The sequence below is a fragment of the Streptomyces rubellomurinus genome (assembly GCF_000961885.1).
Classification (GTDB): Bacteria; Actinomycetota; Actinomycetes; order Streptomycetales; family Streptomycetaceae; genus Kitasatospora; species Kitasatospora rubellomurina.
Window position 1 is genome coordinate 57,794 of record NZ_JZKH01000033.1, and the last position, 23,224, is coordinate 81,017.

A 23,224-nucleotide genomic window follows, 5' to 3' on the forward strand; every position below is an offset into this window, starting at 1 on the left:
CGCCGGCCCCTCAGAGCCTGAGCGCCCCGGGCGGCGCGCCGGACTCACGGCCGTACCCGGTGAGGGCGAGGCAGCCGGTGCCCCGGGCCGGCGTCCGCCCGTCGACGTTCCTGGGGTCCAGGCTCAGGTGGCCGGCGAGACCGGGCGCCAGGTCGATCAGCTCCCAGAACCAGTCGTCGTCCTCCTCCCCCTCGTCCTCCTCCCCCTCGTCCTCCTCGTCGTCGACGTCCGGACGGCCGGCCGCCAGCGGGGGCAGCCCGAGCACGGCGCGCCGCTGCTGCTCGTACGGCAGCGGCGCCCCCAGCTCCAGGTGCCGCACCTCCTCGCCCGGAACGAAGGCGAACCGCCGCAGGACCGTGCCCCCTTCGGCGACGAGCACCGCCGACCCGTCGTTCTGGTAGCTGTGCCAGTAGGCCTGGGCGCGCCCGTAGCGGGCACTCAGGCGGGCGCACGCCGCCAGCACCTCCGCCGCGCGCTCCTCGTCGACGGGGTCGCACCACGCGCCGACCACCAGGGTCCAGCCGTCCAGCTCGGGGGTGACGAAGACCCGGCGGTACTGGGCCAGCGGGTCCGCGCCCAGGCCGCCGTGCCCGTCGCAGTCGGCGGCGAACACGCCTGCGGCGAACGGCACCCGGCGCGGATCGGACAGGCCGAGGAGGTCCATCACCCCGCCCTGGTCCCCGGTGCTCACCGCGATCCACGAGAGGTGGCAGCAGGTCAGCGGCGAGGGCACGTCGTCGGGCAGCTTGATGCGGACCAGCCGCTCCAGCGCCGCGACGTCCCGGGCGCTCAGCACCGCCTCGCCACCGATCTCGGCCAGGGCCTCCAGCGCTCCCGCACGGGCGGCGCCGGGACCGCCGCGCCGCACGGCCCGGAGCAGCGGGACCACCCCCGCCCCCCACGAGCAGAACGCCGACACGGCCTGCCGCCGTACCTCCGCGTCGGGATCGCCGAGCAGCGGCACCACCTGCGCGGCGATCGCCACCCCCTCCTCCCCGAACTCGCCGGGCTTCCCGAACTCGCCGAGCGCCGAGACCGCCGCGCGCCGGACCACCGGGTCCTCGTGCCCGAGCGCGCCGGTGTAGTCCGCCAGCGCCGCGGCACCGAGACCGGTGAACGCCCGCACCGCCCGCCGCTGCGCCTGGCCCGGCGCCGCTTCGCGCAGCGCGTCCAGCGAGGCGCGAAAGGCCGACCGCCCGCTGCGGCGAACGACGTTCAGCGCGGCGTTCTCGAACGCCGGCACATCGGAGTCGAGCAGCCGCGCCAGCAGGAGCGGCAGGGCGGACGGGCCGAGCGCGACGAGGGCGTCCTCGGCGGCGCGCCGGACGGCCGGGTCGGCGTCCCCGAGGGCCGCCAGGAGCTGAGAAGTGGACACGGCCGCCCAGGCTAACCCGCGGGCTGCCGTCAGTTCGCCTCGGGCCCGAAGCGCCGCTTGTACGCAGACGGCGTGATGCCCGTCCCGCGGCGCATCAGGGCGCGCAGATTGGCCGCGGTGCCCAGCCCGCTCAGCCGTGCGACGACCTCGAAGCGTGACTCGCCCCGCTCGATCAGTCGGCAGGCCAGGGCGAGCCGTTCCCCCGTGAGCCACCTCAGCGGGGTCGTTCCCAGCTGTGCCCGGAAGCGGCGGTGCAGTGTCGCCGGGCTGACCGCCGCCCGCGCCGCGAGGTCGGCGATCGTGAGCGGCGAGTCGAGGTGTTCCTGCGCCCAGGCCAGGACCGGTGCCAGGGACTGGTCGGGGAGGTCGGGCACGGGGCGCTCGACGAACTGCCGCTGCCCGCCGTCGCGGTGCGCCGCGAAGACCAGTCGCCGGCTGACCGAGTTGGCGACCTCGGCACCGTGGTCGCGCCGGACCACGTGCAGCCCGAGGTCGAGTGCGGCCGCGCTCCCGGCGGCGGTGAGGATGTCACCGTCGTCCACGAACAGCACGTCCGACTCTAGCCGGACGGCGGGGAAGCGGGAGCGGAAGGAGTCGGCCCACTGCCAGTGGGCCGTGGCCCGGCGCCCGTCGAGGACACCGGCCTCGGCGAGGGTGAAGGCCCCGCTGCAGAAGCCGATCAGGCGAGCGCCGCGCGCGTGCGCCCGTGCGATGGCGTCGAGCACCGCGGGCCGGCGGGGCACCTCCACATCGGGGCGGTTGGGGACGATCAGGGTGTCCGCCGTCTCGGCCGCCTCCAGGCCGGCGACCCCGGTGAGGGTGAAGAAGCCGTCCCGCATCGCGGTCGACGGCTCGGGGGAGCAGAGCCGGAAGTCGTAGAGCTCGCGGCCGATCTCCGGCCTGCGCAGGCCGAAGACCTCGGTCGCGCAGCCGAGCTCGAACGGGTTCGAGTTCTCGTCCACGATCACGACCACCCGGTGGGCGCCCGCCTCACGAGCCCGTTGCGAGGATTCTTTCGCCATGTGCAATTCCTAGCACTCACGCCGCCCGTGCGAGGCGGCCGAGGATGAGGCCATGAGCAACCAGCCGATCCTTATCTCCCAGGCCTTGGCCTCCTTCGACGCGCTGTGGAGTCCGCGCATCGTCACCCGCGTCAACGACTACGACGTCCGGGTCGCGAAGGTCGAGGGCGAGCACATCTGGCACGCCCACGACGACACCGACGAGTTCTTCCTGGTGCTGGACGGGGAGCTGCACATCTCCCTGCGCGGGCCCGAGGGCGAGCGCACCGTCCGGCTGCCGAAGGGGGCGGTCTTCACCGTGCCCGCGGGTACCGAGCACCGGCCGTTCGCGCCGTCCGGCGCCGCGATCCTCATGTTCGAGCCGACCGGCACGCCGACCGTGGGCGACCGCCACGACGAGGTCCCCGCCCATGTGGACGCGACGACCGGACACGTCCTCGACGTCTGAGCGACTCCCCGGGGGCTCAGGGCGGGCCGAGGGCGTCGCAGACCGTGCTGGTCGTCCAGCAGGGCGCGGCGCCCGGCCGGGTGGCGAGGTAGGCGGCGGTGCGCCAGGGGCCCCAGCGGTGGACGCGGACGAGAGCGGTGGCGATGTTCCGGAGGTAGGCCGGGCTGGGCGGGTTGAGGAGGGCCGCGGCCCCGGCGAGGTCCCAGGGGGCGGTGAAGGTGAGCAGGGGGTGTCCGTCGAGGTCGCCCGGACGGAGGAGGGTCTCGTAACGCCCGGGGCCGAGACGGTGGCGCCCGGTGGCGAGGACGGGCCCGAGGTCGAGGTCCGTACCGGGGCTGCGGCGCATCTCCTGGGCGGCGATGTCGCTGAACTGGCCGGCGGTGATCAGGTACGCCGCGCAGGCCGTCCACCCGGGGGCGTGCGGGTCGTAGAACGCGCGTCCGCCGCCCCAGAGGGTGGAGGTGGTGGCGAAGTAGAGGGTGCCGGGCAGGGTGGTGGTCGTCCGGCGGCGCGGCGGGCGGGGGTCGCGGCAGCCCGGGTGGGCGAGGGCGGCGCCGGGGGGCCTGCCGCCGCGCAGGTAGCGGGCGAGGCGGTCGGGGTTCAGGTTCGAGCCGTACGCGGCGTACCAGACGAGTCGCTCTCCGGGCCCGTCCGGGTGCCCGGCGCACGGGGCGGTGGGACGGCTCGGGAAGGCGCTCACCGAGGCGGGGCGGTGTCCGTCAGGAGCCGGTTGAGTTCCTGGTAGGGGATGGTCTCCGCCAGTGACGCGTAGGTCCCGGTCGTGGCCAGCTCCTCGGCGGCCCGCCGGACCAGGGCGTAGACGGCCGCGGCGATGTTGGAGCCGAGGCTGACGCGGGCGACGCCCAGGGCCGCGAGTTCGGCGACGCTCGGCGCGCCGGCGGCCGCCAGGACGTTCACCGGCGCGGCGATCCCCCGGGTCAGCGACGCCACGTCGTCGGGGGTGGTCGCGAAGGGCACGAAGATCCCGCTGGCCCCCGCCTCCAGGTAGCGCGCCGCTCGGGCGAGCGTCTCGTCGAGGCGGCCCTCGGGCTCGCCGATCCCCTTGAAGTACACGTCGGTGCGCGCGTTGATGTAGAGCGGGACGGCGGCCCGGTCGGCGGCGTGGCGCGCCGCCGCGAGCCGCTCGGCGAAGTCGGCCGGGTGCCGGTCGCCGTCCTCGATGTTGATGCCGACCGCGCCGGCCTCGATGACGGCCTCGACGGTGTCGGCCACCTCCTCGGGCGTGGCACCGAAGCCGCCTTCGACGTCGACGGTCACGGGGACGTCGAGGGCGCGGGCGACGCGGCGGATCAGCGCGAGCGCGTCGGCCCGGTCGAGGCGGTCGCCGTCCGGGGCGCCGAGCGCCCACGCCACGCCCGCACTCGTGGTGGCGACGGCCGGAGCGCCGGTGGCGGCGACGACGCGGGCACCGGCGACGTCCCAGACGTTGGCCAGGACGAGCGGGCTCCCGGGAACGTGCAGCTCACGGAAACGGACGGCTTTGTCACGCTGCGAGGCCATACCCCGAGCCAACCACGCCCACCCCCCACGGACCACCCGAACCGGCGCCGGGGCGCCCGAGGCCCGATCGCGGGCCGATCCAGCGGGTGTACGAGGCGGTGCGGGCGGTAGCCGCACGCGTGGCGCGCGATCGGCGTACTGAGTAGACCCCGCTGGATCCCGGCCCCACGGCCGCGGCGGAATCCGGTTGCACGGGCGGGGTGGTGGGTGGTGGTGTGGCCGGGCGCGGCCCGGGCCGGGGCGCGCTGCTGCTGAGGCTTCGGGGAGGACGGATGGACATCGTCTCGTTGGTTCCGGTGACCACGGACCGGCTGGTGCTGCGCCCGTTCGCGGCGGGGGACGCGGCCGACGTGTTCGCGTACCAGGGGCTGGAGTCGGTGGCGCGTTACCTGTACCGCGAGCCGTACTCGCGCGAGCGCTGCGAGGAGTTGGTGGCTTCCCGGGCGCGGTGTCTCTCCTGGGGCGAGGAGGGGGACGCGCTGGCGCTGGCGGTGTGCCGGCGCGGGCTGCCGGGGGTGGTGGGGGAGGTGTCGCTGAAGGTGGCGTCGGCGTATGCGCGGCAGGCGGAGATCGGGTGGTCGCTGCATCCGGACCACGAGGGCCACGGGTACGCGACGGAGGCGGCCTCGGCCCTCGCGGCGCTGGCGTTCGACGCGCTGGGCGTGCACCGGGTGTTCGCGCGCTTGGACGTGGAGAACGCGGGGTCGGTGGGCGTGTGCGAGCGGCTGGGGATGCGCCGGGAGGCGCACCTGGTGGAGAACGACCTTGACGTGGACGGGCGGCGCTGGGGCAGCGAGTACGTGTACGCGGCGCTCGCGCGTGACCTGAGGCGCTGAGGTGCTGAGACCGCAGCGGAAGCGGGGCCCGTGCTCGGGCGTGGACGGCCTCGCTGTGCGCGAGAAGTCGGCGGGGCCGACTTCTCGCGCACACGGCCCGCTCACCGCTGCCCGGTGCGTGGGGGTCAGGTGAGGCTGTGGCCGGTGATGAGGCGGGCCTGGCCGTCGTGCAGGCGGTAGGACAGGCCGACGACGGCGACCTTGCCGCCGGCGGCGCGGGTGGCGAGCAGGTGGGAGCGTTCGAGGAGGAGGTCGACGGTCTGGCGGATGTGTTCGTCGACGATGGCGTCGGGGTCCTCGATGCCGGCGGCCCGTGCGGCGAGCACGCTGGGTGTGACGCGCTCGACGACGTCGCGGACGAAGCCGCCGGGGAGCTGTCCTTGCTCGAGGGAGTCGAGCGCGGCGGCGACGGCTCCGCAGGAGTCGTGGCCGAGGACGACGACGAGCGGGCAGTCCAGGACGCTGACTCCGTATTCGATGCTGCCGAGCGCCTCGGCGCCGGTGACGTGCCCGGCGGTGCGGACGACGAACAGGTCGCCCAGCCCCTGGTCGAAGATGATCTCCGCGGCCAGTCGGGAGTCGGAGCAGCCGAACAGGACCGCGAAGGGGCGCTGGGCGGGGGCGAGTGCGGCACGCCGGCCGGCGTCCTGGTTGGGGTGTTCGGGCTTGCCGGCGACGAACCGGGCGTTGCCTTCCAGGAGTGCCTGCAGGGCCTCGGCGGGGCCGGGTATGGGGGAGGGGGTCATGGTCACCACCCTAGATCGGGGTGCCCGGCCCCGGCGGGGCGACCCCGTGGTCGGGGGCAGGGTGGTGGGTGTCGGGGCGGTTCGCTAGCGTGGTGTCCGTGGCGGCCCGGGTGTCTTTGGATGATCTTGTTCGGTTGCGTCAGGCTCGTGACCGCATGGACCGCGACTACGACCAGCCGCTGGACGTGGCTGCGCTGGCCGCGGCCGCCCTCATGTCCTCGGGGCACTTCTCTCGCAGCTTCCGTGCCGCGTACGGCGAGACGCCGTACAGCTACCTGATGACGCGCCGCATCGAGCGGGCGAAGGCCCTGCTGCGTCGGGGGGACCTGTCGGTCACGGAGGTGTGCATGGCGGTCGGCTGCACGTCGCTGGGATCCTTCAGCGCCCGTTTCACGGAGCTCGTGGGTGAGAGTCCCAGCGCCTACCGCGCCCGTGACCACCGGGGCGGCGCCGCGATCCCCGCGTGCGTCGCCAAGGTCGCCACCCGTCCGGGCCGCCGGCCCCGCCCGGGACTGCCGGGCCTGCCGTAGCGTGGGCGTCATGAGCATCCAACTCGCCCAGTGCTTCATCGCCGTCGACGACCACGACCGGGCCCTGGCCTTCTACCGTGACGTGCTCGGATTCGAGGTCCGCAACGACGTCGGCTTCGAGGGCATGCGATGGGTCACCGTCGGTTCGCCCGAGCAGCCCGGCGTGGAGATCGTCCTCGAACCGCCGCTCGCCGATCCCCACGCCAGTGCCGAGGACCGCCGCGCCGCCGCCGAACTCCTGGCCAAGGGCCTGCTGCGCGGTGTCATCTTCCGCACGGACGACTGCGACGCCACCTTCGAGCGCATCCGCGCTGCCGGTGCCGAGGTCCTGCAGGAGCCGATGGACCAGCCCTACGGTGTGCGGGACTGCGCCTTCCGCGATCCCGCGGGCAACATGCTGCGCTTCAACCAGGCGCGCACGGCGTAGCCGCCCCGAACCCCGACCCCGGCCCCCGAACCCGGCCCCCGGCCGTGGCCGTAGCGCGGACGGCGCCCGTCCTGTCGTGTGGTGGCGGTTCCGTCAGGGTGACGGGCGCCGGCGTGCGGTATCCCGGCGGGCGATGACGTCCATGAGTTCGTTGACGGTGTCGAGTCCTTCCGGGGACAGTTCGATGGCCCGTAGGGCCAGTGAGCGCACTCCCGCGTCGCGCAGGGCGGCCAGGAGTGCGAGTTCTCTGGCGATCTGGGTGCCTTGTTGTTCGTCGAAGAAGTAGGCCGGTGGCACCTGGAAGAACCGTGCGAGTGCTTCCAGGTGGCGTTTGGTGGGGTTGTCCCGCCGCCCGGTGCGCAGTTGCCACAGGTAGGTGGTGGAGAACGATTCCCCGGTCGCCTCCCGGCAGGCCCGTGCGACTTCCTCGTTGGTGTACTGCTCGCGGTCGGGGCGGCGGACGGTGTGGAACAGTGCCTCGATCCTGGCCGCGAGCGCACCCGCCTGCGCCGCCTGGGTGCTTGTCCGTACGGCTGTCCTCGCTGCGGCGGTTTCCTGTGCCGTCGCGGGCTTGAGGCCCGTTTTGTCTGGCTTCGCCATGCCCTGCCTTCCTCGCCCCGTTCGGGCTCCCCGGCCGTTGCGGTCCGCTCCCCGCGGGGCCGACCGGGTCACGTCACGATAGCCCAAGCCCGTCAGCTGGTGTGGATGTTGAACCTGCCGGTGATCCGCGCCAGTTGGCCTGGGGTGTCGGCCGGCGTTCCGGAACGGGCGGCCGCGCGAATATATCTGATAGCTCGTCAAGTGCCGGGCGGGGTGCGCCGCGTGAGGGCGTGCGCGCCCCGCCGCCGGGGTCGGTCGGCCGCTGGTCGGCCGGTGACCGGCCGCCTCGCTGAGCCGTCGCGCCTCCCGTGTCCGTAGAGCAGGCGGGAGCGCGTCCGAGCGCGGCGCGCCGAGTGCGCTGGGAGGCGGGCATGCTGAGGTATCACGGGCCGTGGCGGATCACCGTGCTGGGCAAGGACACCGACTTCGAGCAGCGCGTTCTCGTGCGCGGCCGCTACGGCACCCGCGTCCTGCCCGGCTGTGCCGGCGCCAGCCTCGTCGTCGACGAGGACAGCTGGACCCTCGCCCTCGAACACCTTGCCCCCGGCCGCCTCTGGCGGCCGAACCTGCGCACCACTCCCGGCCCGCTGACCGACCGCGACGGCACCCCCTGCCAGGTGGTCACCAGCAACGACTGCCACCGGAGCGGCAAGCCCCTGGACTACGCCAATCTCGTCCTGCGCCTGGAACGCCTCGACACCGCCTCCGACACCCCCGGCACCCCCGCCGGCCCGGCCCGCTCGCCCGGTCTACGTATCCGGTACTGATAGGTGACGGATTCGCGGGCCGCCCGCCGCCCCCTACCGTCGAGGGCATCACCCCACGACACCCAGGGAGCATCCCGATGACCGCCTACGCCGTCGCCCAGGTCCATGCCGTCAACCCCGGTCCCGACATCGTCGAGTACCTGCGGCGCATCGATGACACCCTCGACCCGTTCGGCGGGCGTTTCCTCGTCCACGGCGGCGACCGTCTGGACACCGTCGAGGGCACCTGGGGTGCCCTGGGCCTGATCCTCATCGAGTTCCCCGACCACGACAGCGCCCTCGCCTGGTGGCACTCGCCCGCCTACCGGGACATCGCCCCGTTGCGTACGCGGAACATGCGGGCCGACATCGTCCTGGCACAGGGTGTGCCGGAGGGCTACCGGGCGGCCGATCACCTGGCCAAGCTCTGACGGCTGTGGTCAGGGACGGCGCAGGCGTTCGCGCCACCAGGTCACGGTGGCGGTGATCTGTTCCGTGACGGGCGTGGCCCGTGCGGTGAACGCCGCCTCGTAGGCGGAGCAGTCCATGACGAACGGGCCCTCGAACTGGTAGCGGACTTCGCGCAGTTCGCGCAGCAGCGGGGAGAACAGCCCGGCCGCGTTCAGCAGGGCCGGGGACAGGCGGCGTACCGTCGCCGGTTCGGCGTTCGCCTCGGTCGTGATGAGCTCGGCCATGTGACGGGCCGAGCGCGCCGGGGCGGTGGGCACGTGCCAGGCCCGTCCCCAGGCCCCTGGCTCGCTCGCGACCTCGGCCAGGGCCCGGGCGACGTCGGGCAGGTAGGTCCAGCTGTGCGGGGCGTCCGGGTCGCCGAGCACGGTCACGGCCCGGCCCCCCAGGAGCCGGGGTACGGCTCGGGCGGCGAGGTGGCCGCCGGTGGTGACACCGGGGCCGAAGAAGTCCGAGGCCCGAACCTCCACCGCGCGGATTCGTCCGGCCTCGTGGAGCGCCAGGGCGTGCTGCCACGCCGCCGCCCGGGCCCGTCCCTTCGTGCCGGTCGCGGCCAGGGGCAGGTCCTCGGTCATCGGCCCGGTGACGGGGCCGTAGCCGTACAGGTTGCCGAGCATCACCAGGACCGCGCCGCTGGTCTCGGCCGCCGTGCACAGCGACCGGGCCAGTGCCGGCCACTGCGTGCCCCACTGCGGCAGCGGCGGCGCCGCGCAGCTGTGGATGGCCGCTGCTCCGCGTGCGGCCTCCGTCAGGGCGCGGGCGTCGCGCGCGTCCAGCGCCACGTGCTCCACGCCCGGCGCGGCGGTGCCCCCGCTGCGGGTCACCACCCGGACCTCGTGCCCCCGTTCGGCCAGCAGGCGGGCGGTGGCGGCCCCGGCGGGCCCGTGTCCGACGACCAGATGAAAGCTCACCCGCCCCACCCTAGAAGGCCCCCGGCCCCACCCCGTACCCGGGCCCGCTCTCGCCCCGCGCCGCTCCTGTCCCGAGTGTGTGGTTCGGCTCGGGGCGTGGGCTTGTGTCAGGATGCCCCTCGTCCTGTGTGTCCTTGTCCGAGGAGTTGTTCGTGGCCACCGCCCGGTTCGCTACCCTGCATACCACGGCGGGTCCGGTCCGCCTGGAGCTGTTCCCCTTCCACGCGCCGAAGACGGTGCGCAACTTCGTCGAACTCGCCGAGGGCACCCGCGCGTACACCGATCCGCGGACGGGCGAGGCGGGCACCGGCCCGTTCTACGACGGCACCCTGTTCCACCGGGTGGTGGCCGGTTTCATGATCCAGGGCGGTGATCCGACCGGTACGGGTACGGGCGGGCCCGGCTACGCGTTCGCCGACGAGTTCCACCCGGAGCTGTTCTTCACCCGGCCCTACCTGCTGGCGATGGCCAACTCGGGCCCGGGGACGAACGGTTCGCAGTTCTTCATCACGGTGGGCACGCCCGCCCACCTCAACCGCCGGCACACGATCTTCGGGCAGGTCGCCGACGCCGCGTCCAAGGCCGTCGTCGACGCGATCGCCGCCGTCCCGGTGGACGGCGAGCGCCCGGTCAGCGACGTGGTGATCACCTCGGTCGAGATCGACCACTCCTGACGGCACCGGAGCGGTGGTCTCCTTTCCCTCCCGCCCGGTGCGGGGCGTGCACGTGCGCTACGTGCGTCAGGCGGGCTGTCCGTCCGATGTCGCGGTCACCACGGTCGACTTCGAACCGTGGGAGGAGGGCCTGCACCTGGAGGCCGCCACCGATGCCACCGTGCGCGGCGACGTCCTCCCCGGCGACCTGGAGCGCTTCCACGCCGCGCTCGCCGAGGGCGTGCGCGCCGAACTCGCCGAGCAACTGCCCGGCGTACCGCTCGCGCTGGCACTGGTGGTCCACCACACCACGGTGCACCTCATCGACACCCGCGAGCACTCCTACCGGATGGCCGGACGTCTGGCCGCGCGCGAGGCCCTGGCCGCCCTGGCCGCCCCGAACAGCCGGGGCGGCCAGGGCGGCCGGGGCGGCCAGGAGCCGTCCGGCCGGACGTAGCCGCGCTTGTCGTAGCACCGTGGGCCCCCTGCCACGCTCACGCGCCCGCCGTCCCCTCGTCCGCCCGCCGGTGGCGGCCGCTGCCCTTGCGCAGCAGCGCCACGGGGGTGTCCTCCTGCGGCGCGGCGAAGGCCTCGCCGCGCCGCACGATCACGGTGTACGCCTCGGCGTAGCCGTCCGCCACCCCGAGCGGCCGCCAGCAGGCCCCGTCCCACTCCACGACCAGGCACACCGCGTCCTCGAACAGGGCGCCGCGCCGGGGCGCCGGTCCGAGCGCGAGCGCGTCCCGCGTCCCCACCGGGCGCACCCGCCCCGCGCGCGCCCCGTACCACCGGGCGATGGACTGTCCGTCGTCGTCGGCTCCGAGCACCGCTGCTCCTCTCCCCGGGCATCGGCCCGAGGGTAGCCGGTGCCGCTGCCGCGGGCGGGCGCCTTCGCGGCGGTGGGCCGCGGGGTGTCGCCGGGCGCCGGGCAGCGCCGGGCTTGCAGGGGTCAGCGCGCCGGCGCGGGGCCGCCGTCCGGCTCGCGGTAGCGCAGGTTGCGGCCGAGCAGGACGAGGGGGTCCTCGAAGGGCTGGCTCGCCAGGTAGGAGGCCGACCAGGCGACGCCCCAGCTGCCGCAGCCGGGGCAACTCCAGGTGCGCCCGGCCGCGTTGGCGTCGTTGAGCAGGTCGACCGGGGTGCCGCAGCCGCGCGCCGGGCAGGCCGGGGAGGCGGGGGAGGCGGGCGAGGCGAAGGAGGCGCTCACCGCGGAACGGCCGGTTCGTTGCGGCGTCCGGCGGCGCGGTGCAGCACGGGTTCGGAGAGCACGACCCCGGAGTTGAGGGCCGAGGCGAACGCCAGCAGGCACACCAGCGCGGTGGTGGGTCTCGGCGGCCCGGGCACCGCCCACGCGGCAGCTGCCGAGGCCGCGCCGCTGAGCGCGCCGACGACGCAGATCGCGACCAGCACGTCCGTCTCGGGGCGGGGGCGGCGCTTCACCCGGCCCCCCTGGCCCTGTTGTCGCACCCGGCCCCGGGTGCCGCGCGGGCGCGAGTACGGGGCCGGCGCGACCACCGCTTCGGGCCCGTCCGGCAACGGCTCGATCCGGGCGGGAAGGACCGTCCGCTCCACGCCCCCGCCCACCTGCCGCACATGGGCGAGCCCGCCCCGCGAATCCATGGAGACGACCTTAGCGCCGGTGGTTCGGTCCAGGACCGGTTCACCCACCCGAGGACGGTAGGGCGCCGGCCGTCCGGCGGCCGTGCGGGGGCGGTTTCGCGCCATGGCGATGACTCCGTTCCGTAGCGAGGTGACTACCCAGGGCGCTCAACTCTCCTCCGGCGTCCGAAGCTCTTCAACCTCGCGAAAGGGGAGCAAGGAGGCTCAAGGGTCATGAGTGGCAAGGAACTTGGCACAGAAGCGTCCACTCGTGGCCAAGTTCGGCGTCGAAGTGCGCAGTTTGCGCGCGTCGTTGGGCCGGGCGCAGGAACATCCGGCGAAACACCGGGGCCGATTCGAGAGTGAGTGCCACAACGCCGGCCACGGCGTTCCGTTCGAGGAATTCGACGAGTCGCCGCTACGGGGCGGAAGCAGTTGTTCTCCGGCTGTTCGGGCTCCTTCCGCCCCGGGCCGGCGCGTTTCGTTGCGTTGCGTCGCCACATCGGGCGCGGATTGCCCGAGTTGGTAGTGAACGCCCCGGTCTGCGGCGGCCCGGCGGCCGGCCTGGTTTCGTCGCGGGGTGGTGTTCCGTCACGTCCGGGGCGGGTCGGCGGGCCGCTGTCGGGCGCGGTGGGCGCGGGAGCGGCAGCGCGGCGAGCAGTGCCGGCGCCGGCGCCCGGTGGCGGCGGCCGCGGGCAGCGCGCCGCCGCACTGCTCGCACCGCTGCGCCCCCGGTCCAGCCCCTGGTCCCGCCCCCGGTTCCGACTCCGGTCCCGCCTCCGCGGCGGCGTGGGCGGGCGGTCCCGCCTCCTCGGTGCGTGCGGCCATCGCGGCGCGCAGGCGTTCGGTGATGACACCGGCCCGGAAGCGGCTGGTGGCGCCCAGGGTCTCCAGCAGTTCGGAGACGTGTCGGCGGCAGGTGCGCAGCGAGACGCCGAGGCGGCGGGCGATGGCCTCGTCCTTGAGGCCGTTGGACAGCTGTTGGACGATCGTCTGTTTGAGGTCCTCGGAGACGTCGTGGGCGGCCTGTGGTCCGACGGAGAACGGTGCGGCGTTGCCCCAGTCGCGTTCGAAGGCGGCGATGAGGAAGGCGAGCAGGGAGGGTTCGCGGATGACGAGGGCACCGCTGCCGGGGGCGGGCAGGAAGGCCAGTTCGCGGTCGATGACGATCATCTGCGGCAGCACTTCGGTGAGGGTGCGGATCTCGGCGCCGGCGGCGATCAGCTGTTCGGCGTGGGCGCGGGTGGGCTGGTCGTAGCGGGTGGCGTGCTGGTAGAGGTTGCGCATCCGGAGGCCGGAGGCGAGCAGGGCCAGGTCGCGCGGCAGGGCCTCGCGCAGGGCGGCGGGCGGGAAGGCGCCGCCGGGCTTGGAGACCAGGACTTCCTCGCGGGCGGCGTCGACGGCCTCCACGAGCATGGCGCGTACGGCGATCTTGTCGGTGAGCAGGTCGATCATGCCGTGCGGGTGGGAGAGCTGGCGACCGTGCAGGTAGACGGGCATCAGGGCGGCGTACTGTTCGCGCAGTCCGCGCAGGCGTTCGCGTTCGCGGCGCAGGTCGTCCTCCTGGCCGCGCAGGTCGTCCTCGCGGGTGCGCAGGGCGGCCTCGCGTTCGGCCAGGTGCTGGGCGCCGGCGGCCTGGGGGCTCTGTGCCTCCCAGACGGTGCCGCGCGCGGTGCGGACTTCCTTGAGCAGGCCCGCGCCGGTCAGGGTGGCGAAGGCCGCCGTGCAGGCGTCCTCGCCGAGGTCGGTCTCGTCGGCGGCCCGCGCCCGTGCCTGTGCCGTCACCGGGTCGTTGATCAGCGCCCAGTGGTAGAGGCTCTGGGCCTCTTCGCTGAGCTGCGGCTCCTGGGGCCGGCTGGTCACGGCATACCTCCTGAACGTGCATGGCGCGCAGATGAGACCTGCGATCTCTCCCGGCGGACCGCTTCGGCCTGCGAGTGTTCTTCCCATCGGCGGGCGCCCAACCGGAGCCCGGCGATCCGATGCCAGGTCACTGAGCAGGTGGGGAAGGGAGATCCCGTGGTGAAGAGGTTCGCACGGCGCACGTCGGCGGTGGTACTGGGGTTGGCGTTGGCCGCCCTGACGGGAGCGGGCACGGCCGCCTGGGCGGCCCCGGGCACGACGGCCTGGGACACGGTCGCAGCGGCCGCCGCGGGCCCCGCCGCCTCGCCCGCTCCACCGTGCCCCCGTATCCTCACCACCGCCTGGGGAGACGGCCGTCCCCCCTTCGGGCACTGCCTCGCCTGAGCCCGAACGGGGGCTCGCCGCGGGGCAGGGGCAGCGGGAGCCATCCGCTGCCGGCTGGGTGGGTGGGATCCGCCCCGGGGCATTCGAGAACGTGCTGGTGAAGGCGGCAGGCCCCGGTGCCCCCGGCGGCCCGGGGCGGCCCCGGGTGGCCGAAACCGGCCGGTGCCGTGCGCGCCCGGGGGCACAATCGTGGCCGTGAGCCTCCTGCACCGCGATCCGTCCGACCGATCCGCCCGTTGGCCCGGCTACGCCGCCGCCGTGTGGGGGTTCTCCTTCGCCGTCCCGAGTTTCTACTGGGCGCTGGGCGGTACGGCCCTGGCCTCCTCGACGGTCTCGCCGTCGCTGGTCAGGCTGATGGAGGAGCACAATGCGGGTTTCATCGCGGTGCTGTGGGCCACCGGTGCCCTCAAGGTCGTCGGCGGGGTGCTGGGCCTGGCGCTGGTGAGCGGCCGCACCTTCGGGCGCGGGCGCTGGCGGCCCTGGGAGGAGCGGCTGCTGCAGCTGATGGCGTGGGGCGCGGCGGTGCTGCTGGTGTGGCACGGGGCGCTGTTCGTCGGGCAGGGCCTGCTGGTGCAGGCCCACGTCATCTCGCTGGACCCGGAGCTGGAGTCGGTCAGCCGCTGGTACACCTACCTGTGGGGGCCGTGGTTCGTCGCCGGCGGCCTCGCCTTCCTGCTGGCCGGCCGCTCCCACCTGCGCGGCGTGGCGGACCGCCGCGGTGCCGTCCTCGCGGGCCGCGTCGGCGCCCTGGGCGCGCTCGGGCTGTCGGTGGCCGCCGTGATCGCCGGGATCGGCTAGGACCGTACGGGCGTAGGAGTCCGGCCCCGGACCCGGTGGAGTCCGAGGCAGGGGCCGGGTGGCGGGTCAGCGGGCGGTGCGGCCGGTGGCTGCCCGGGGGTCGAGCGGCAGGTAGCTGTGGCGCAGCAGCGGCGAGGTGCGGTGGCTGCGGGTGATCAGGCGGTGGGCGCGGCTGACGGCGTCGCCCTGGCCGGGGGTGTCCTGGGTGAGCAGGTAGAGCAGGAGGTCGAGGCGGTCGGGCGCGGGCAGGGCGCTGGCGTGCTGGAGGCCGTCTGCCGGTTCGGCGTGCGCCCACAGGGCGTCCACGGCCTCGGCGGCCTCGTTCTCCCGTGCTGCGGAGGCGGGGTGGCGGCGTTTCAGGCTGGCGTGGACGATCTCCATCGCGAACTCGGCCGGCTCAGCCGATGCCGGCCGGGGCGACGGTGCCGCCCCACCCGATGCTGTCGGAGCCGGTGGTGCCGGCCGGGGCGACGGTGCCGCCCCAGCCGATGCTGCCCGGGGCGACGGTCCCGCCCCAGCCGATGCTGTCGGAGGCGACGGTGGTGGCCGGGGCGGCCGCCGAAGTGGTGGCGGCGGAGGCGGCGGGGGCGATCATGAGCGTGGTGAGGGCGACGGAGGCGACCGCGGCGGCCTGGGCGATACGGGTGCGGATCATGGTGGAGTCCTCTGCTGTCGGTGGAAGGGGTGGACCTGGCCGGTCGGGCGTCCCGCGGTTGACGCTTCGTCCGGCTGCCGTCCGGGCTCGTCCTCCTGGCGGCGATCACCAGCTTCGTCGCCCGCGGACCCCGCCGGAAGGCCTTCGGGATGTCGCCAATCGGCCTGTCCGCATCCGGACATGCCGTCATGCCCATGCCAAATATCGACGCGACGAACACCCCGCTTCGCCCGTCCAGGCGGTGGGCCCCGGTTGCGCCCGGTGGTGAACTGCGGGATGAGGCTGGGCGGTTCGCCGGGGGAGGTATGGCGGATGGTGACCGGGCGGCGGCGGGGTCGGGTGGGAGGTTCCGTGCCTGCGGGCGGTGTCGGCCCGGCCCCGTGTCGGCCCGGCCCGGTCGTGGGGGTGGCAGAGTGGCGCTTCGGAGTGGTGTGCGGCCGGAGGAGGCGTTGAGGGTGCGGTGGCAGGTGTTCGGGCGGCGCAGGGTGTACGGCTCGGAGTGGGTGGAGCTGTGGCTGGACGATGTCGAGATCCCGGGCGTCGGGCGCGTCGAGCACCACGTGCTGCGCATGCCCAGGGCCTGCGCCACGGCCGTCGTCACCGACGAGCGGGGCCGGTTCCTGTTGCTGTACCGGCACCGGTTCATCACCGGCCGGTGGGGCTGGGAGCTGCCGGCCGGGTGGGTCGAGGCGGGGGAGGAGCCGGCCGCGGCGATCGCCCGGGAGGTGGAGGAGGAGACCGGCTGGCGCCCGGGCCGCGTCGAGCCGCTGACCGAGTACTTCGCCCTGACCGGTATCTCCGACGCCCGCTTCCACGCCTTCCACGTGACCGGCTGCACGTACGTGGGTGAGCCGCGGGACGCCGCCGAGGCCACCCGCGTCGAGTGGCTGCCCGAGGCCGAGGTGGTCGAGCTGCTGACCGGCGGACAGGTCTCGGACGGCGCCACGCAGGCCGCGCTCTCCTACTACCTCGGCCCGCACCGCCTGGCCGGCGGCTGACCCTGCCGGGGCCACCCGAAAGCGGAGGCCGGGCCCCGCTCGCACCGCGTGTGGCCTGCGCCGATTGCGGTTGGATCACGGCCTGTCCGATTCATCGGGCATTGCGGTGGAGTGTGACGGTTCATTGTGTTGGCGGGATCGTCATCGAACTCTCATACTTCCTGCTGAGACGCGCGATGGACGGTCCGGAGGCCTGCTCGGGGGAGCGGATTTCCGTGAGAGGGCCCGCGCGTGGAATCCACTTTTTCCCCGGGGGAGTTTTTTGTCCACGCCCGAGAACGAGAGCGCGGCGCCGCAGGCACCGCAGCCGCCCGCGCCGCCGCAGCCCGAGCTGCCGGAGCCGCCGCAGCCGGCGGAACCGCAGCCGCAGGCCCCGGCCGTGCGGCGGATGCCGCGCTCGGCGCGGGTGGCCCTGTCCACGGTCGCGCTCCTCGCCGTCACGGCGGCCAGCGCCGCGGTGACCGTCGCGGTCGGCAAGCCGGCCGACCGTGCGGCGGCCGCCGCGCCCGTGCCGACGATCGCGCGCACCGCCGCGGCGAGCGCCGGCCCGACGCCTTCCGCGGTGCCGGTCCCCGTGCCCACCGCGGCGCCCGACCAGCCCAAGCCGTCCAGCACAGTCAAGGGCACGGTCAGCGACGGCAGGCACGAGGGTGACCTGCGCTACTTCCTGCTCCCGATCCCGGCCGGCGGCGAGTCCTACGGCCCCGCGGACGGGGCGACGATGACCGACGACGAGGTCGCCGAGATCTTCGGCAAGCAGGACGGCATCATGGACCTCCTGCACCAGCTGGGCTACCAGGGCGGCGCCACCCGCATGTACCGCACGGCGGACGGCAAGGCGCAGGTGACCGTCACCCTGCTGCACCTGGGCTCCGCCGCGACGGCGAGCCAGTTCGTCAAGGGCTACAGCATCAAGTCGCAGGAGTCGATCGACATCGACGGCGACCCGGACGCGCACGGCTTCCTGCGCAAGCCCAAGCAGCAGGCCTACACCGGGTCGATGACCGGCGTCTCCAGCCAGGGCGATGTGCAGTACACCATCGACGTCGAGGTGAAGGGCACCCCGGACAAGGCGCTGCTGAGCGACCTGATGAAGCGCCAGCGCGACTGGCTGGCCTCCGGCAGCTGAGCCCGCCCCGCCGCCCGAGCCCCTGCCTCCTTCTCCTCCGCCTCTCCTCCTCTGGAGCCACCTTCGTGACCACCGAACCCGCGGAGCCGTCACCCGCGCCCGCGCCGGCCGTACTGCCCGCGCCCGCCGCGCCGGCCGCACCGCCACAGCCGTCACCCGCGCCCGCCGCCATCACCGACCTGAGCGCCGAACCCCACACCGCGCCCCACGCCGGCCCGGCCCCCGCCCCGGCCGCGCCGGGCGACGTGCTGGCCGCCGGCCCCGAGCAGCCGGCGCGCGCGCCGCGCCGCCCCCGCCCGGTGCTGCTGTCGGTGTACGGCCTGGTGCTGGGCGTGCTGGCCGGCGGCGGCGTCGGCTACGCCGTCCAGGCCCAGCGCCCGCCCACGCCGCTGCCGCCGCTGCAGGTCGCCCTGCCGGGCTACCCGGCCGCGCCGGTGGACGCCTCCGCGTTCGCCGCCGCCCAGCCCAAGGCGCCGGCCATCGAGGGCGATCTGACCAAACTGCTGGTCAAGCCCCCGGCGGGCAGCGAGCCCTGGGGCGACTTCCCCGACAAGGCGAGCTGGGTGTCGGTCGGTGAGCTCGCCGAGCACAAGGGCGATGCGGCCGATCTGTTCAAGTCCCTGCTCGGCTCCGGCATTCGGCGCGCGGCCGAGGTGGACTGGAAGAAGGACGGCATCCGCTACCGGGTGACGCTGACCCAGTACACGGCCCAGGAAGCCGACAACGCCAAGCCCGACCGCGGGCAGCAGTTCGCCGATGACGTGGACAGCAGTTTCCGCATCTACGACACACCGCGGAACTGGGCCGACAGCACCGACACGTACTACTACGGCTCGGCCGCCGCCAAGCGCGGCTCGGTGCAGATGCTGGTGGAGGTCTTCGCTCCCCAGCCGCTGGACGCCGAGGCCGTCAAGAGCCTCGCCAAGGAGCAGTGGGAGCGGCTGGTATGAGCGAGAACACGGTGACCGGCACCCCGGCCGCCCCCGAGCCGGCCGCGCCGCAGCCCGACTCCGAGCAGCAGAGCGCCGAGCAGTCGCAGAGCGCCGGGCCCCGGCCCGCCGGTGCGAGCCCGCTGCTGCGCGCGTCGGCGGCGACGGTGGCGGCGGCGCTGGCCGGCGTGGCGATCGGCATCGGCGTCATCAAGGTCCACTACGACGACGCCCCGGCCCCGGTTGCCGCGCCCGCCGCCGCTCCGGTGCCGAGTGCGAGTGCGACGCCTTACGGCGCGAAGTCGAACGGCAGTCACTTCGGCTCGCTGCGCGACCTGCTGCTGCCCGTGCCGGCCGGTTACCGGCTGGGCCCGGACGACGGCGGCTACGGCAACGACGCGGAGCTGGGCAGCCAGCAGCTGGCCGAGGAGTTGGACGCCGAGCTGCAGCAGGTGCCCAAGGCCCAGCGCGACAAGATGCGCGAGTACTGGGAGGGTCTGCACGTCAAGGGCACCGGTGTGCGGACCTACCGCACGGAGGCCGATGACCTGCTGATCGGTGTGAAGCTGCGTCAGTTCAACCAGCAGGAGGTGCAGAAGATCAACGAGTACACGGCGGTCTTCACCGGTGACACGGGCCTGTTCCGGGTCGGCCCGCAGGTGCCGGGTCACCCGGAGGCGCACTGCTATCTGATGCCGGCTCCGCCGTCCGCGCCGATCGACTACCTGGAGTGCTCGGCCGCCGAGGGCGACCTCCTGGTGATCATGAACGCCGAGGGCCCGGCGCCGCTGCCCAAGGACAAGATCATCGCGCTGTTCGCCGCGCAGCTCGACCGACTCGCCGCCCCGGGAGCCACCGCATGACCGACCAGCCCACCGCCGCGCAGCCCGAGCCGCAGCCCGAGCCCGCTTCCCCGGCAGCCGCTCCGGTCGCACCCGTGTCGGCGCCGCCGCAGGCTCCGGTGCCGGACTCCGTCTGGGCCCGCGACGCGCCCGTCGTCCCCGAGGCCCCCGCTCCGGCTCAGGCTCCGGCCCCCGCTCCGGCTCCGGCTCCTGCCGGGGATCCTGCTGACGGCCTGGATGCCTTCTACGCCCCGCCCGCCGAGGCCGCCGCCCCGGCGGTGGACCCCGAGGTCCGGCGCGCCCGCCGCCGGGCGGCCGTGCGCTGGGGCTGCGCCGCCGCGGTGTTCGCCCTGGCCGGCACCGGCACCGCGCTGGCCGTCACCGCGCCCGAGCGCACCGACATCCCGGGCCTGGCCACCGCGAGCGACGGCCGCTACACCTTCCCCGCCCTGACCCTGCCGCCGCTGCCCGCGGGCCAGGGCGTCCCGCAGAGCCCGGCCCGCACCCACCACGCGGACCTGCGCTACCTGGTGCTGCCCGCCCCGAAGGAGGCCGGCGGCGCCCGGGTGCCGGCGCCCTTCCCCTCCCCGGTCGCGCCCACCGCCTCGGCCTCCGCCGACGCCACCGCCTCCGCCGCGCCCACCCCCGCCGCCACCGCGCCGGCGCCGACCGCCGCCGCACCGGCCACCGCCACCCCGGGTTTCGCCGACTGGGTGCCGTGCGACGCGTTCCTCGCCGAGCAGCAGGGCGACGCGGCCAAGGCGCGCATGGTCCTGAACCGCGACGTGTGCGTGGGGGCGACCGTGCGGGAGTGGACGGCATCCGACGGCACCCGGACCCAGATCCGGCTGCTGCGCTTCGACTCCACCAGCGAGTCCTGGGACGCCTACACCTGGCTGCGCGGCAAGGGCCGGCTCAAGGCGGTGCCGGACAGCGACAGCGCGTCCACCAAGGACTGGGACACCGTGGAGGGCGTGAGCCTGACCGCGCTGAACGGCACGAAGAAGGGCGGCGCGAAGAACGACCCCACCGGCCGGATCGCCTACCTGAGCGCCGGCGACGTGGTCGGCATCGTCACCATGACCAACCCGGGCGGCGTCGCGGCCGCGCCCTTCCGCCAGGTCGTCACCCTCCAGGCCGACCTGCTCTCCTGACCCCGCCCCCGGAGCCGGCCGGCCGTCACCGGCCGGCCCCGGGGACCCGGCCATCCGCACTCCCGACCGTAAACCCCGTGCCGCAGAGCCGACTTGACGGCCGATCAGACTCAACCGCCCTGGCGCGCGGACCGGGTGGAGCCGGGTCCGCGGGAACCGACCCCTTGTGTCCATGACAGCCGTCACCTAGGGTCGCTTCCGGTTGGCCGCAAACCAGGCGGATCCAGGCACAGTTGACACTGCGGGGGTCACCGATGCGACTGCATCCCGTCGACGGTTTGACACTGCCATTGGCACTCTGCCTATAAACCACCATGACCGACCAGGAAACCACCGAGAAGGAAGCCCCGGCCGAAAAGCCCCCAGGACTGCTCCGCGAACACCCGGCATTCCGCCGGTTCTGGATCTCCCGCGCCGTCTCCGAACTCGGCTCCGCCGTCACCACCGTCGCCCTGCCCGTCCTCACCTACCAGCAGACCCACTCCGCCGTCCTGGTCTCCCTTGTCTCCGCCGCGGCCACCCTGCCCTACGTCGCCTTCGGCCTGCTCGCCGGAGCCCTCGCCGACCGCGTCGACCGCCGCCGCCTCATGGTCGCCACCGACTGGCTCAACGCCCTCGTCCTGGCCACCATCCCCCTCGCCCACGCCACCCACACCCTCACCACCGCCCACCTCCTGCTGGCCGCCCTCACCAGCGCCAGCCTCACCCTCTTCTACGAAGCCGCCGTCTACGGCCTCGTCCCCGACATCGTCGGCAAACACGCCCTCGCCCGGGCCAACAGCGCCCTCTACGGCGTCGAAACCCTCATGCGCATCACCGGCACCGCCGCCGCCGGCACCCTGATCGCCACGCTGCGCCCCGCCACCACCCTGGCCGGCGACGCCCTCAGCTTCGCCGCCTCCGCCCTGCTGGTGCGCGCCATCACCCGACCCGCCCCCCACCCCGCGCCACCCCCGCGCCCGAGCCTGCGCCGCTCCGTCACCGAAGGCCTGCGGTTCCTGTGGCACCACCGCACCCTGCGCCTGCTCACCGCCGTCGGCACCCTGCAGTCCTTCGCCGGCGGCGCGGTCATCGGCCAACTCGTCGTCTTCGCCGACCGCGGACTCGGCCTGCACGACAGCGACCCGCGCATCGGCCTGCTCTACACCGCCTGGAGCGCCGGCGGCATCGGCGGCTCCCTGCTCCTGCCCCGACTGCTGCGCCGCTTCGACGCCTTCCGGATCCTGCTCGGCGTCCTGCCCGCCGGCGCGGCCCTGGGCGTCCTGGTCGTCCTCACCCGCGACTGGCGCCCGGCCCTGCCCGCCATCACCGCCTGGGGCTGCGCCTACCTCGTCGTCCTGGTCAACACCATGACCTACTCCCAGGAAGTCACCCCGCCCCACCTGCAGAGCCGCGTCAACACCACCCGCCGCATGCTCTCCTCCGGCCTGGGCGTGCCCCTGGGCGCCCTGGTCGCGAGCACCGTCACCGTGCGGGCGGGCATCCGTGCCGGCATGGCCTGCGCCGTGGTGTCCCTGACGCTGGCGGCCCTGCTCGTGTGGACGGTGCGCCTGCGCGCCGCCCACCTGCCCACCCCGCCCCCGCCCTGAGGCGCGAGCGCCATGGCCCACCCGGCCGCCGCCGCGCGCGCCCCCTTCCCGAAAGGTTCGGACATGCTCATCGAGAACGCACTGGCCACCTACTACGGGGACATCCAGCACGCACTGCGCGACCTGTTCGCCACCACCCCCGAGACCACTCCCAACACCGGCGGCGATTTCACCCCCGGCACCGAACTGCCGCACCTGAGCGTCGCGATGCGCGACTTCCTCGCCCCCTCCGGCCTCGCCCACGCCCCGATGGGCCACTACGCCGGCAAGCAGCTGGCCCTGCTCGACCTCACCCGCAACCCCGCCACCGGCACCACCAAGACCTACCCGTCCCTGGTCATCGTCGCCCGCGCGATCCGCTTCATCCAGGACACCGGCCAGCGCGTCACCATCGTCACCCCCTCCTCCGCGAACAAGGCCATCGCCCTGCGCGACGCCGTCCTGCGCGCGATCACCTGCGGCCTGGTCGGCGCCGACCAGCTCAACGTGATCACCGTCGTCCCGGCCGCCTCCGTCCCCAAACTGCGCAGCTCCGAGCTGTTCACCGACCCCGCCCTGCGTGCCCGCAACCCCATCGCCGTCCACCACGGCCCCACCCCCGGTGCCGTCAAGACCATCGCCAGAGCCCTCGTCGACGACCACCGCACGCCCATCGAGCAGGCCACCAAGACCAACCTCTGGTACACCCTGCAGCTGGAGAACTACCTGGCCGCCGACACCGTGCGCGCCCTCGCCGAGCACCAGCACTTCCCGCCCGCCCCCGACCGCCCGCGCCTGCACGTCCACGCCGTCTCCAGCGCCTACGGCCTGCTCGGCCACGCCTACGGCCGCACCCTCCTCGACCCCACCGCGCGCGCCGCCACCCCCGAGCCGCACTACCTCCTCGTCCAGCACCTCGGCGCCCCCGACATGGTCCTCAGCCTCTACCACCACGGCGTCGTCGACCCCGCCCACGCCCCCGCCTACACCCGCGACCCGGCGACCGGCCTGTACACCCAGCACAC

Annotated in this window: 29 protein-coding genes; 16 read left to right on the forward strand and 13 right to left on the reverse strand. The window is 74.5% G+C overall.

Annotated features, from left to right (window positions below):
* Positions 1 to 10: 10 nt before the first annotated feature.
* Both VM95_RS44450 and VM95_RS17765 read right to left on the reverse strand, forming a co-directional pair.
* On the reverse strand, positions 11 to 1,375 hold the full coding sequence (locus VM95_RS44450; protein ID WP_052707426.1) for a HEAT repeat domain-containing protein: 1,365 nt from the start codon (positions 1,373 to 1,375) through the stop codon (positions 11 to 13).
* Positions 1,376 to 1,404: 29 nt separating this feature from the next.
* Positions 1,405 to 2,397 (reverse strand): GlxA family transcriptional regulator, encoded by a 993-nt coding sequence (locus VM95_RS17765; protein WP_045697836.1) that lies wholly within the window; start codon positions 2,395 to 2,397, stop codon positions 1,405 to 1,407.
* Positions 2,398 to 2,449: 52 nt separating this feature from the next.
* Between VM95_RS17765 and VM95_RS17770 the strand changes: the two genes are divergently transcribed.
* Positions 2,450 to 2,845: a cupin domain-containing protein gene (locus VM95_RS17770; RefSeq protein WP_045697838.1), complete on the forward strand. Its 396-nt coding sequence runs from the start codon at positions 2,450 to 2,452 to the stop codon at positions 2,843 to 2,845.
* Positions 2,846 to 2,861: 16 nt separating this feature from the next.
* Here VM95_RS17770 and VM95_RS17775 read toward each other — a convergent pair whose 3' ends face one another.
* Positions 2,862 to 3,545 (reverse strand): hypothetical protein, encoded by a 684-nt coding sequence (locus VM95_RS17775; RefSeq protein WP_045697840.1) that lies wholly within the window; start codon positions 3,543 to 3,545, stop codon positions 2,862 to 2,864.
* Complete coding sequence (locus VM95_RS17780) at positions 3,542 to 4,366, reverse strand: isocitrate lyase/PEP mutase family protein (RefSeq protein ID WP_045697842.1); 825 nt, start codon at positions 4,364 to 4,366, stop codon at positions 3,542 to 3,544. Before VM95_RS17780 ends, VM95_RS17775 begins: the two co-directional genes overlap by 4 nt.
* A gap of 272 nt (positions 4,367 to 4,638) precedes the next feature.
* Between VM95_RS17780 and VM95_RS17785 the strand changes: the two genes are divergently transcribed.
* Positions 4,639 to 5,202 (forward strand): GNAT family N-acetyltransferase, encoded by a 564-nt coding sequence (locus VM95_RS17785; protein WP_045697844.1) that lies wholly within the window; start codon positions 4,639 to 4,641, stop codon positions 5,200 to 5,202.
* A 125-nt stretch (positions 5,203 to 5,327) separates the two neighbouring features.
* Here VM95_RS17785 and VM95_RS17790 read toward each other — a convergent pair whose 3' ends face one another.
* Positions 5,328 to 5,948: a carbonic anhydrase gene (locus tag VM95_RS17790; RefSeq protein ID WP_045697846.1), complete on the reverse strand. Its 621-nt coding sequence runs from the start codon at positions 5,946 to 5,948 to the stop codon at positions 5,328 to 5,330.
* Between the two features lie 155 nt (positions 5,949 to 6,103).
* On the opposite strand from VM95_RS17790, the gene VM95_RS17795 reads away from it, so the two are divergent.
* Positions 6,104 to 6,478 (forward strand): helix-turn-helix transcriptional regulator, encoded by a 375-nt coding sequence (locus tag VM95_RS17795; RefSeq protein ID WP_063773520.1) that lies wholly within the window; start codon positions 6,104 to 6,106, stop codon positions 6,476 to 6,478.
* 10 nt (positions 6,479 to 6,488) lie between these two features.
* Entirely contained in the window at positions 6,489 to 6,905 is a 417-nt protein-coding gene (locus tag VM95_RS17800) for a VOC family protein (RefSeq protein ID WP_045697901.1), read from the forward strand.
* A gap of 93 nt (positions 6,906 to 6,998) precedes the next feature.
* On the opposite strand, the gene VM95_RS17805 is transcribed toward VM95_RS17800, so the two are convergent.
* A complete protein-coding gene (locus tag VM95_RS17805; protein WP_244178825.1) occupies positions 6,999 to 7,505 on the reverse strand; it encodes a helix-turn-helix domain-containing protein in 507 nt (168 codons plus the stop codon).
* Positions 7,506 to 7,876: 371 nt separating this feature from the next.
* Here VM95_RS17805 and VM95_RS17810 point away from each other — a divergent pair, with 371 nt between their 5' ends.
* Both VM95_RS17810 and VM95_RS17815 read left to right on the forward strand, forming a co-directional pair.
* Positions 7,877 to 8,272: a hypothetical protein gene (locus VM95_RS17810; protein WP_045697848.1), complete on the forward strand. Its 396-nt coding sequence runs from the start codon at positions 7,877 to 7,879 to the stop codon at positions 8,270 to 8,272.
* A gap of 77 nt (positions 8,273 to 8,349) precedes the next feature.
* Positions 8,350 to 8,682 carry a DUF1330 domain-containing protein gene (locus VM95_RS17815; RefSeq protein WP_045697849.1) on the forward strand — a complete coding sequence of 111 codons (333 nt, stop codon included), beginning with the start codon at positions 8,350 to 8,352 and terminating at the stop codon, positions 8,680 to 8,682.
* Positions 8,683 to 8,691: 9 nt separating this feature from the next.
* Here VM95_RS17815 and VM95_RS17820 read toward each other — a convergent pair whose 3' ends face one another.
* Positions 8,692 to 9,630 carry an NAD-dependent epimerase/dehydratase family protein gene (locus tag VM95_RS17820; RefSeq protein WP_045697850.1) on the reverse strand — a complete coding sequence of 313 codons (939 nt, stop codon included), beginning with the start codon at positions 9,628 to 9,630 and terminating at the stop codon, positions 8,692 to 8,694.
* Positions 9,631 to 9,782: 152 nt separating this feature from the next.
* Here VM95_RS17820 and VM95_RS17825 point away from each other — a divergent pair, with 152 nt between their 5' ends.
* Together VM95_RS17825 and VM95_RS17830 are read left to right on the forward strand one after the other, a co-directional pair.
* Positions 9,783 to 10,304, forward strand: coding sequence for a peptidylprolyl isomerase (locus tag VM95_RS17825; RefSeq protein WP_045697852.1), 522 nt, complete (start codon positions 9,783 to 9,785; stop codon positions 10,302 to 10,304).
* A 46-nt stretch (positions 10,305 to 10,350) separates the two neighbouring features.
* Positions 10,351 to 10,740 (forward strand): hypothetical protein, encoded by a 390-nt coding sequence (locus tag VM95_RS17830; RefSeq protein WP_157882135.1) that lies wholly within the window; start codon positions 10,351 to 10,353, stop codon positions 10,738 to 10,740.
* A gap of 37 nt (positions 10,741 to 10,777) precedes the next feature.
* Here the strand turns inward: VM95_RS17830 and VM95_RS17835 are convergent, their stop codons facing one another.
* The 4 genes from VM95_RS17835 to VM95_RS38905 all read right to left on the reverse strand — a co-directional run bounded on the left by VM95_RS17835 (position 10,778) and on the right by VM95_RS38905 (position 13,742).
* On the reverse strand, positions 10,778 to 11,110 hold the full coding sequence (locus tag VM95_RS17835; RefSeq protein ID WP_045697854.1) for a DUF6087 family protein: 333 nt from the start codon (positions 11,108 to 11,110) through the stop codon (positions 10,778 to 10,780).
* A 122-nt stretch (positions 11,111 to 11,232) separates the two neighbouring features.
* Positions 11,233 to 11,487, reverse strand: coding sequence for a hypothetical protein (locus tag VM95_RS17840; protein ID WP_045697857.1), 255 nt, complete (start codon positions 11,485 to 11,487; stop codon positions 11,233 to 11,235).
* Positions 11,484 to 11,900: a hypothetical protein gene (locus VM95_RS17845; RefSeq protein ID WP_157882136.1), complete on the reverse strand. Its 417-nt coding sequence runs from the start codon at positions 11,898 to 11,900 to the stop codon at positions 11,484 to 11,486. Before VM95_RS17845 ends, VM95_RS17840 begins: the two co-directional genes overlap by 4 nt.
* 570 nt (positions 11,901 to 12,470) lie before the next feature.
* Complete coding sequence (locus tag VM95_RS38905; RefSeq protein WP_052707428.1) at positions 12,471 to 13,742, reverse strand: LuxR C-terminal-related transcriptional regulator; 1,272 nt, start codon at positions 13,740 to 13,742, stop codon at positions 12,471 to 12,473.
* Positions 13,743 to 14,321: 579 nt separating this feature from the next.
* On the opposite strand from VM95_RS38905, the gene VM95_RS17855 reads away from it, so the two are divergent.
* A complete protein-coding gene (locus VM95_RS17855; RefSeq protein ID WP_244178826.1) occupies positions 14,322 to 14,924 on the forward strand; it encodes a DUF3995 domain-containing protein in 603 nt (200 codons plus the stop codon).
* A gap of 66 nt (positions 14,925 to 14,990) precedes the next feature.
* On the opposite strand, the gene VM95_RS17860 is transcribed toward VM95_RS17855, so the two are convergent.
* Positions 14,991 to 15,305 (reverse strand): hypothetical protein, encoded by a 315-nt coding sequence (locus tag VM95_RS17860; protein WP_045697861.1) that lies wholly within the window; start codon positions 15,303 to 15,305, stop codon positions 14,991 to 14,993.
* A gap of 16 nt (positions 15,306 to 15,321) precedes the next feature.
* On the reverse strand, positions 15,322 to 15,579 hold the full coding sequence (locus VM95_RS41630; RefSeq protein ID WP_045697862.1) for a hypothetical protein: 258 nt from the start codon (positions 15,577 to 15,579) through the stop codon (positions 15,322 to 15,324).
* 455 nt (positions 15,580 to 16,034) lie between these two features.
* On the opposite strand from VM95_RS41630, the gene VM95_RS17870 reads away from it, so the two are divergent.
* The 7 genes from VM95_RS17870 to VM95_RS17900 all read left to right on the forward strand — a co-directional run.
* Positions 16,035 to 16,577 carry an NUDIX hydrolase gene (locus VM95_RS17870; protein ID WP_045697863.1) on the forward strand — a complete coding sequence of 181 codons (543 nt, stop codon included), beginning with the start codon at positions 16,035 to 16,037 and terminating at the stop codon, positions 16,575 to 16,577.
* Between the two features lie 262 nt (positions 16,578 to 16,839).
* A complete protein-coding gene (locus VM95_RS17875) occupies positions 16,840 to 17,706 on the forward strand; it encodes a lipase chaperone (protein WP_045697864.1) in 867 nt (288 codons plus the stop codon).
* A 65-nt stretch (positions 17,707 to 17,771) separates the two neighbouring features.
* Positions 17,772 to 18,656 (forward strand): hypothetical protein, encoded by an 885-nt coding sequence (locus VM95_RS17880; RefSeq protein WP_045697866.1) that lies wholly within the window; start codon positions 17,772 to 17,774, stop codon positions 18,654 to 18,656.
* Complete coding sequence (locus tag VM95_RS17885; protein WP_045697867.1) at positions 18,653 to 19,498, forward strand: hypothetical protein; 846 nt, start codon at positions 18,653 to 18,655, stop codon at positions 19,496 to 19,498. The genes VM95_RS17880 and VM95_RS17885 overlap by 4 nt, the downstream gene beginning before the upstream one ends.
* The gene (locus VM95_RS42620; protein WP_045697869.1) at positions 19,495 to 20,631 is read left to right on the forward strand and encodes a hypothetical protein; all 1,137 of its coding nucleotides are present in this window, start codon (positions 19,495 to 19,497) and stop codon (positions 20,629 to 20,631) included. Before VM95_RS17885 ends, VM95_RS42620 begins: the two co-directional genes overlap by 4 nt.
* A 314-nt stretch (positions 20,632 to 20,945) precedes the next feature.
* The gene (locus tag VM95_RS17895) at positions 20,946 to 22,220 is read left to right on the forward strand and encodes an MFS transporter (RefSeq protein ID WP_045697871.1); all 1,275 of its coding nucleotides are present in this window, start codon (positions 20,946 to 20,948) and stop codon (positions 22,218 to 22,220) included.
* 63 nt (positions 22,221 to 22,283) lie between these two features.
* Positions 22,284 to 23,224 (forward strand): DUF6002 family protein (locus VM95_RS17900; protein WP_045697911.1); only part of this gene is annotated, 941 nt, incomplete at its 3' end.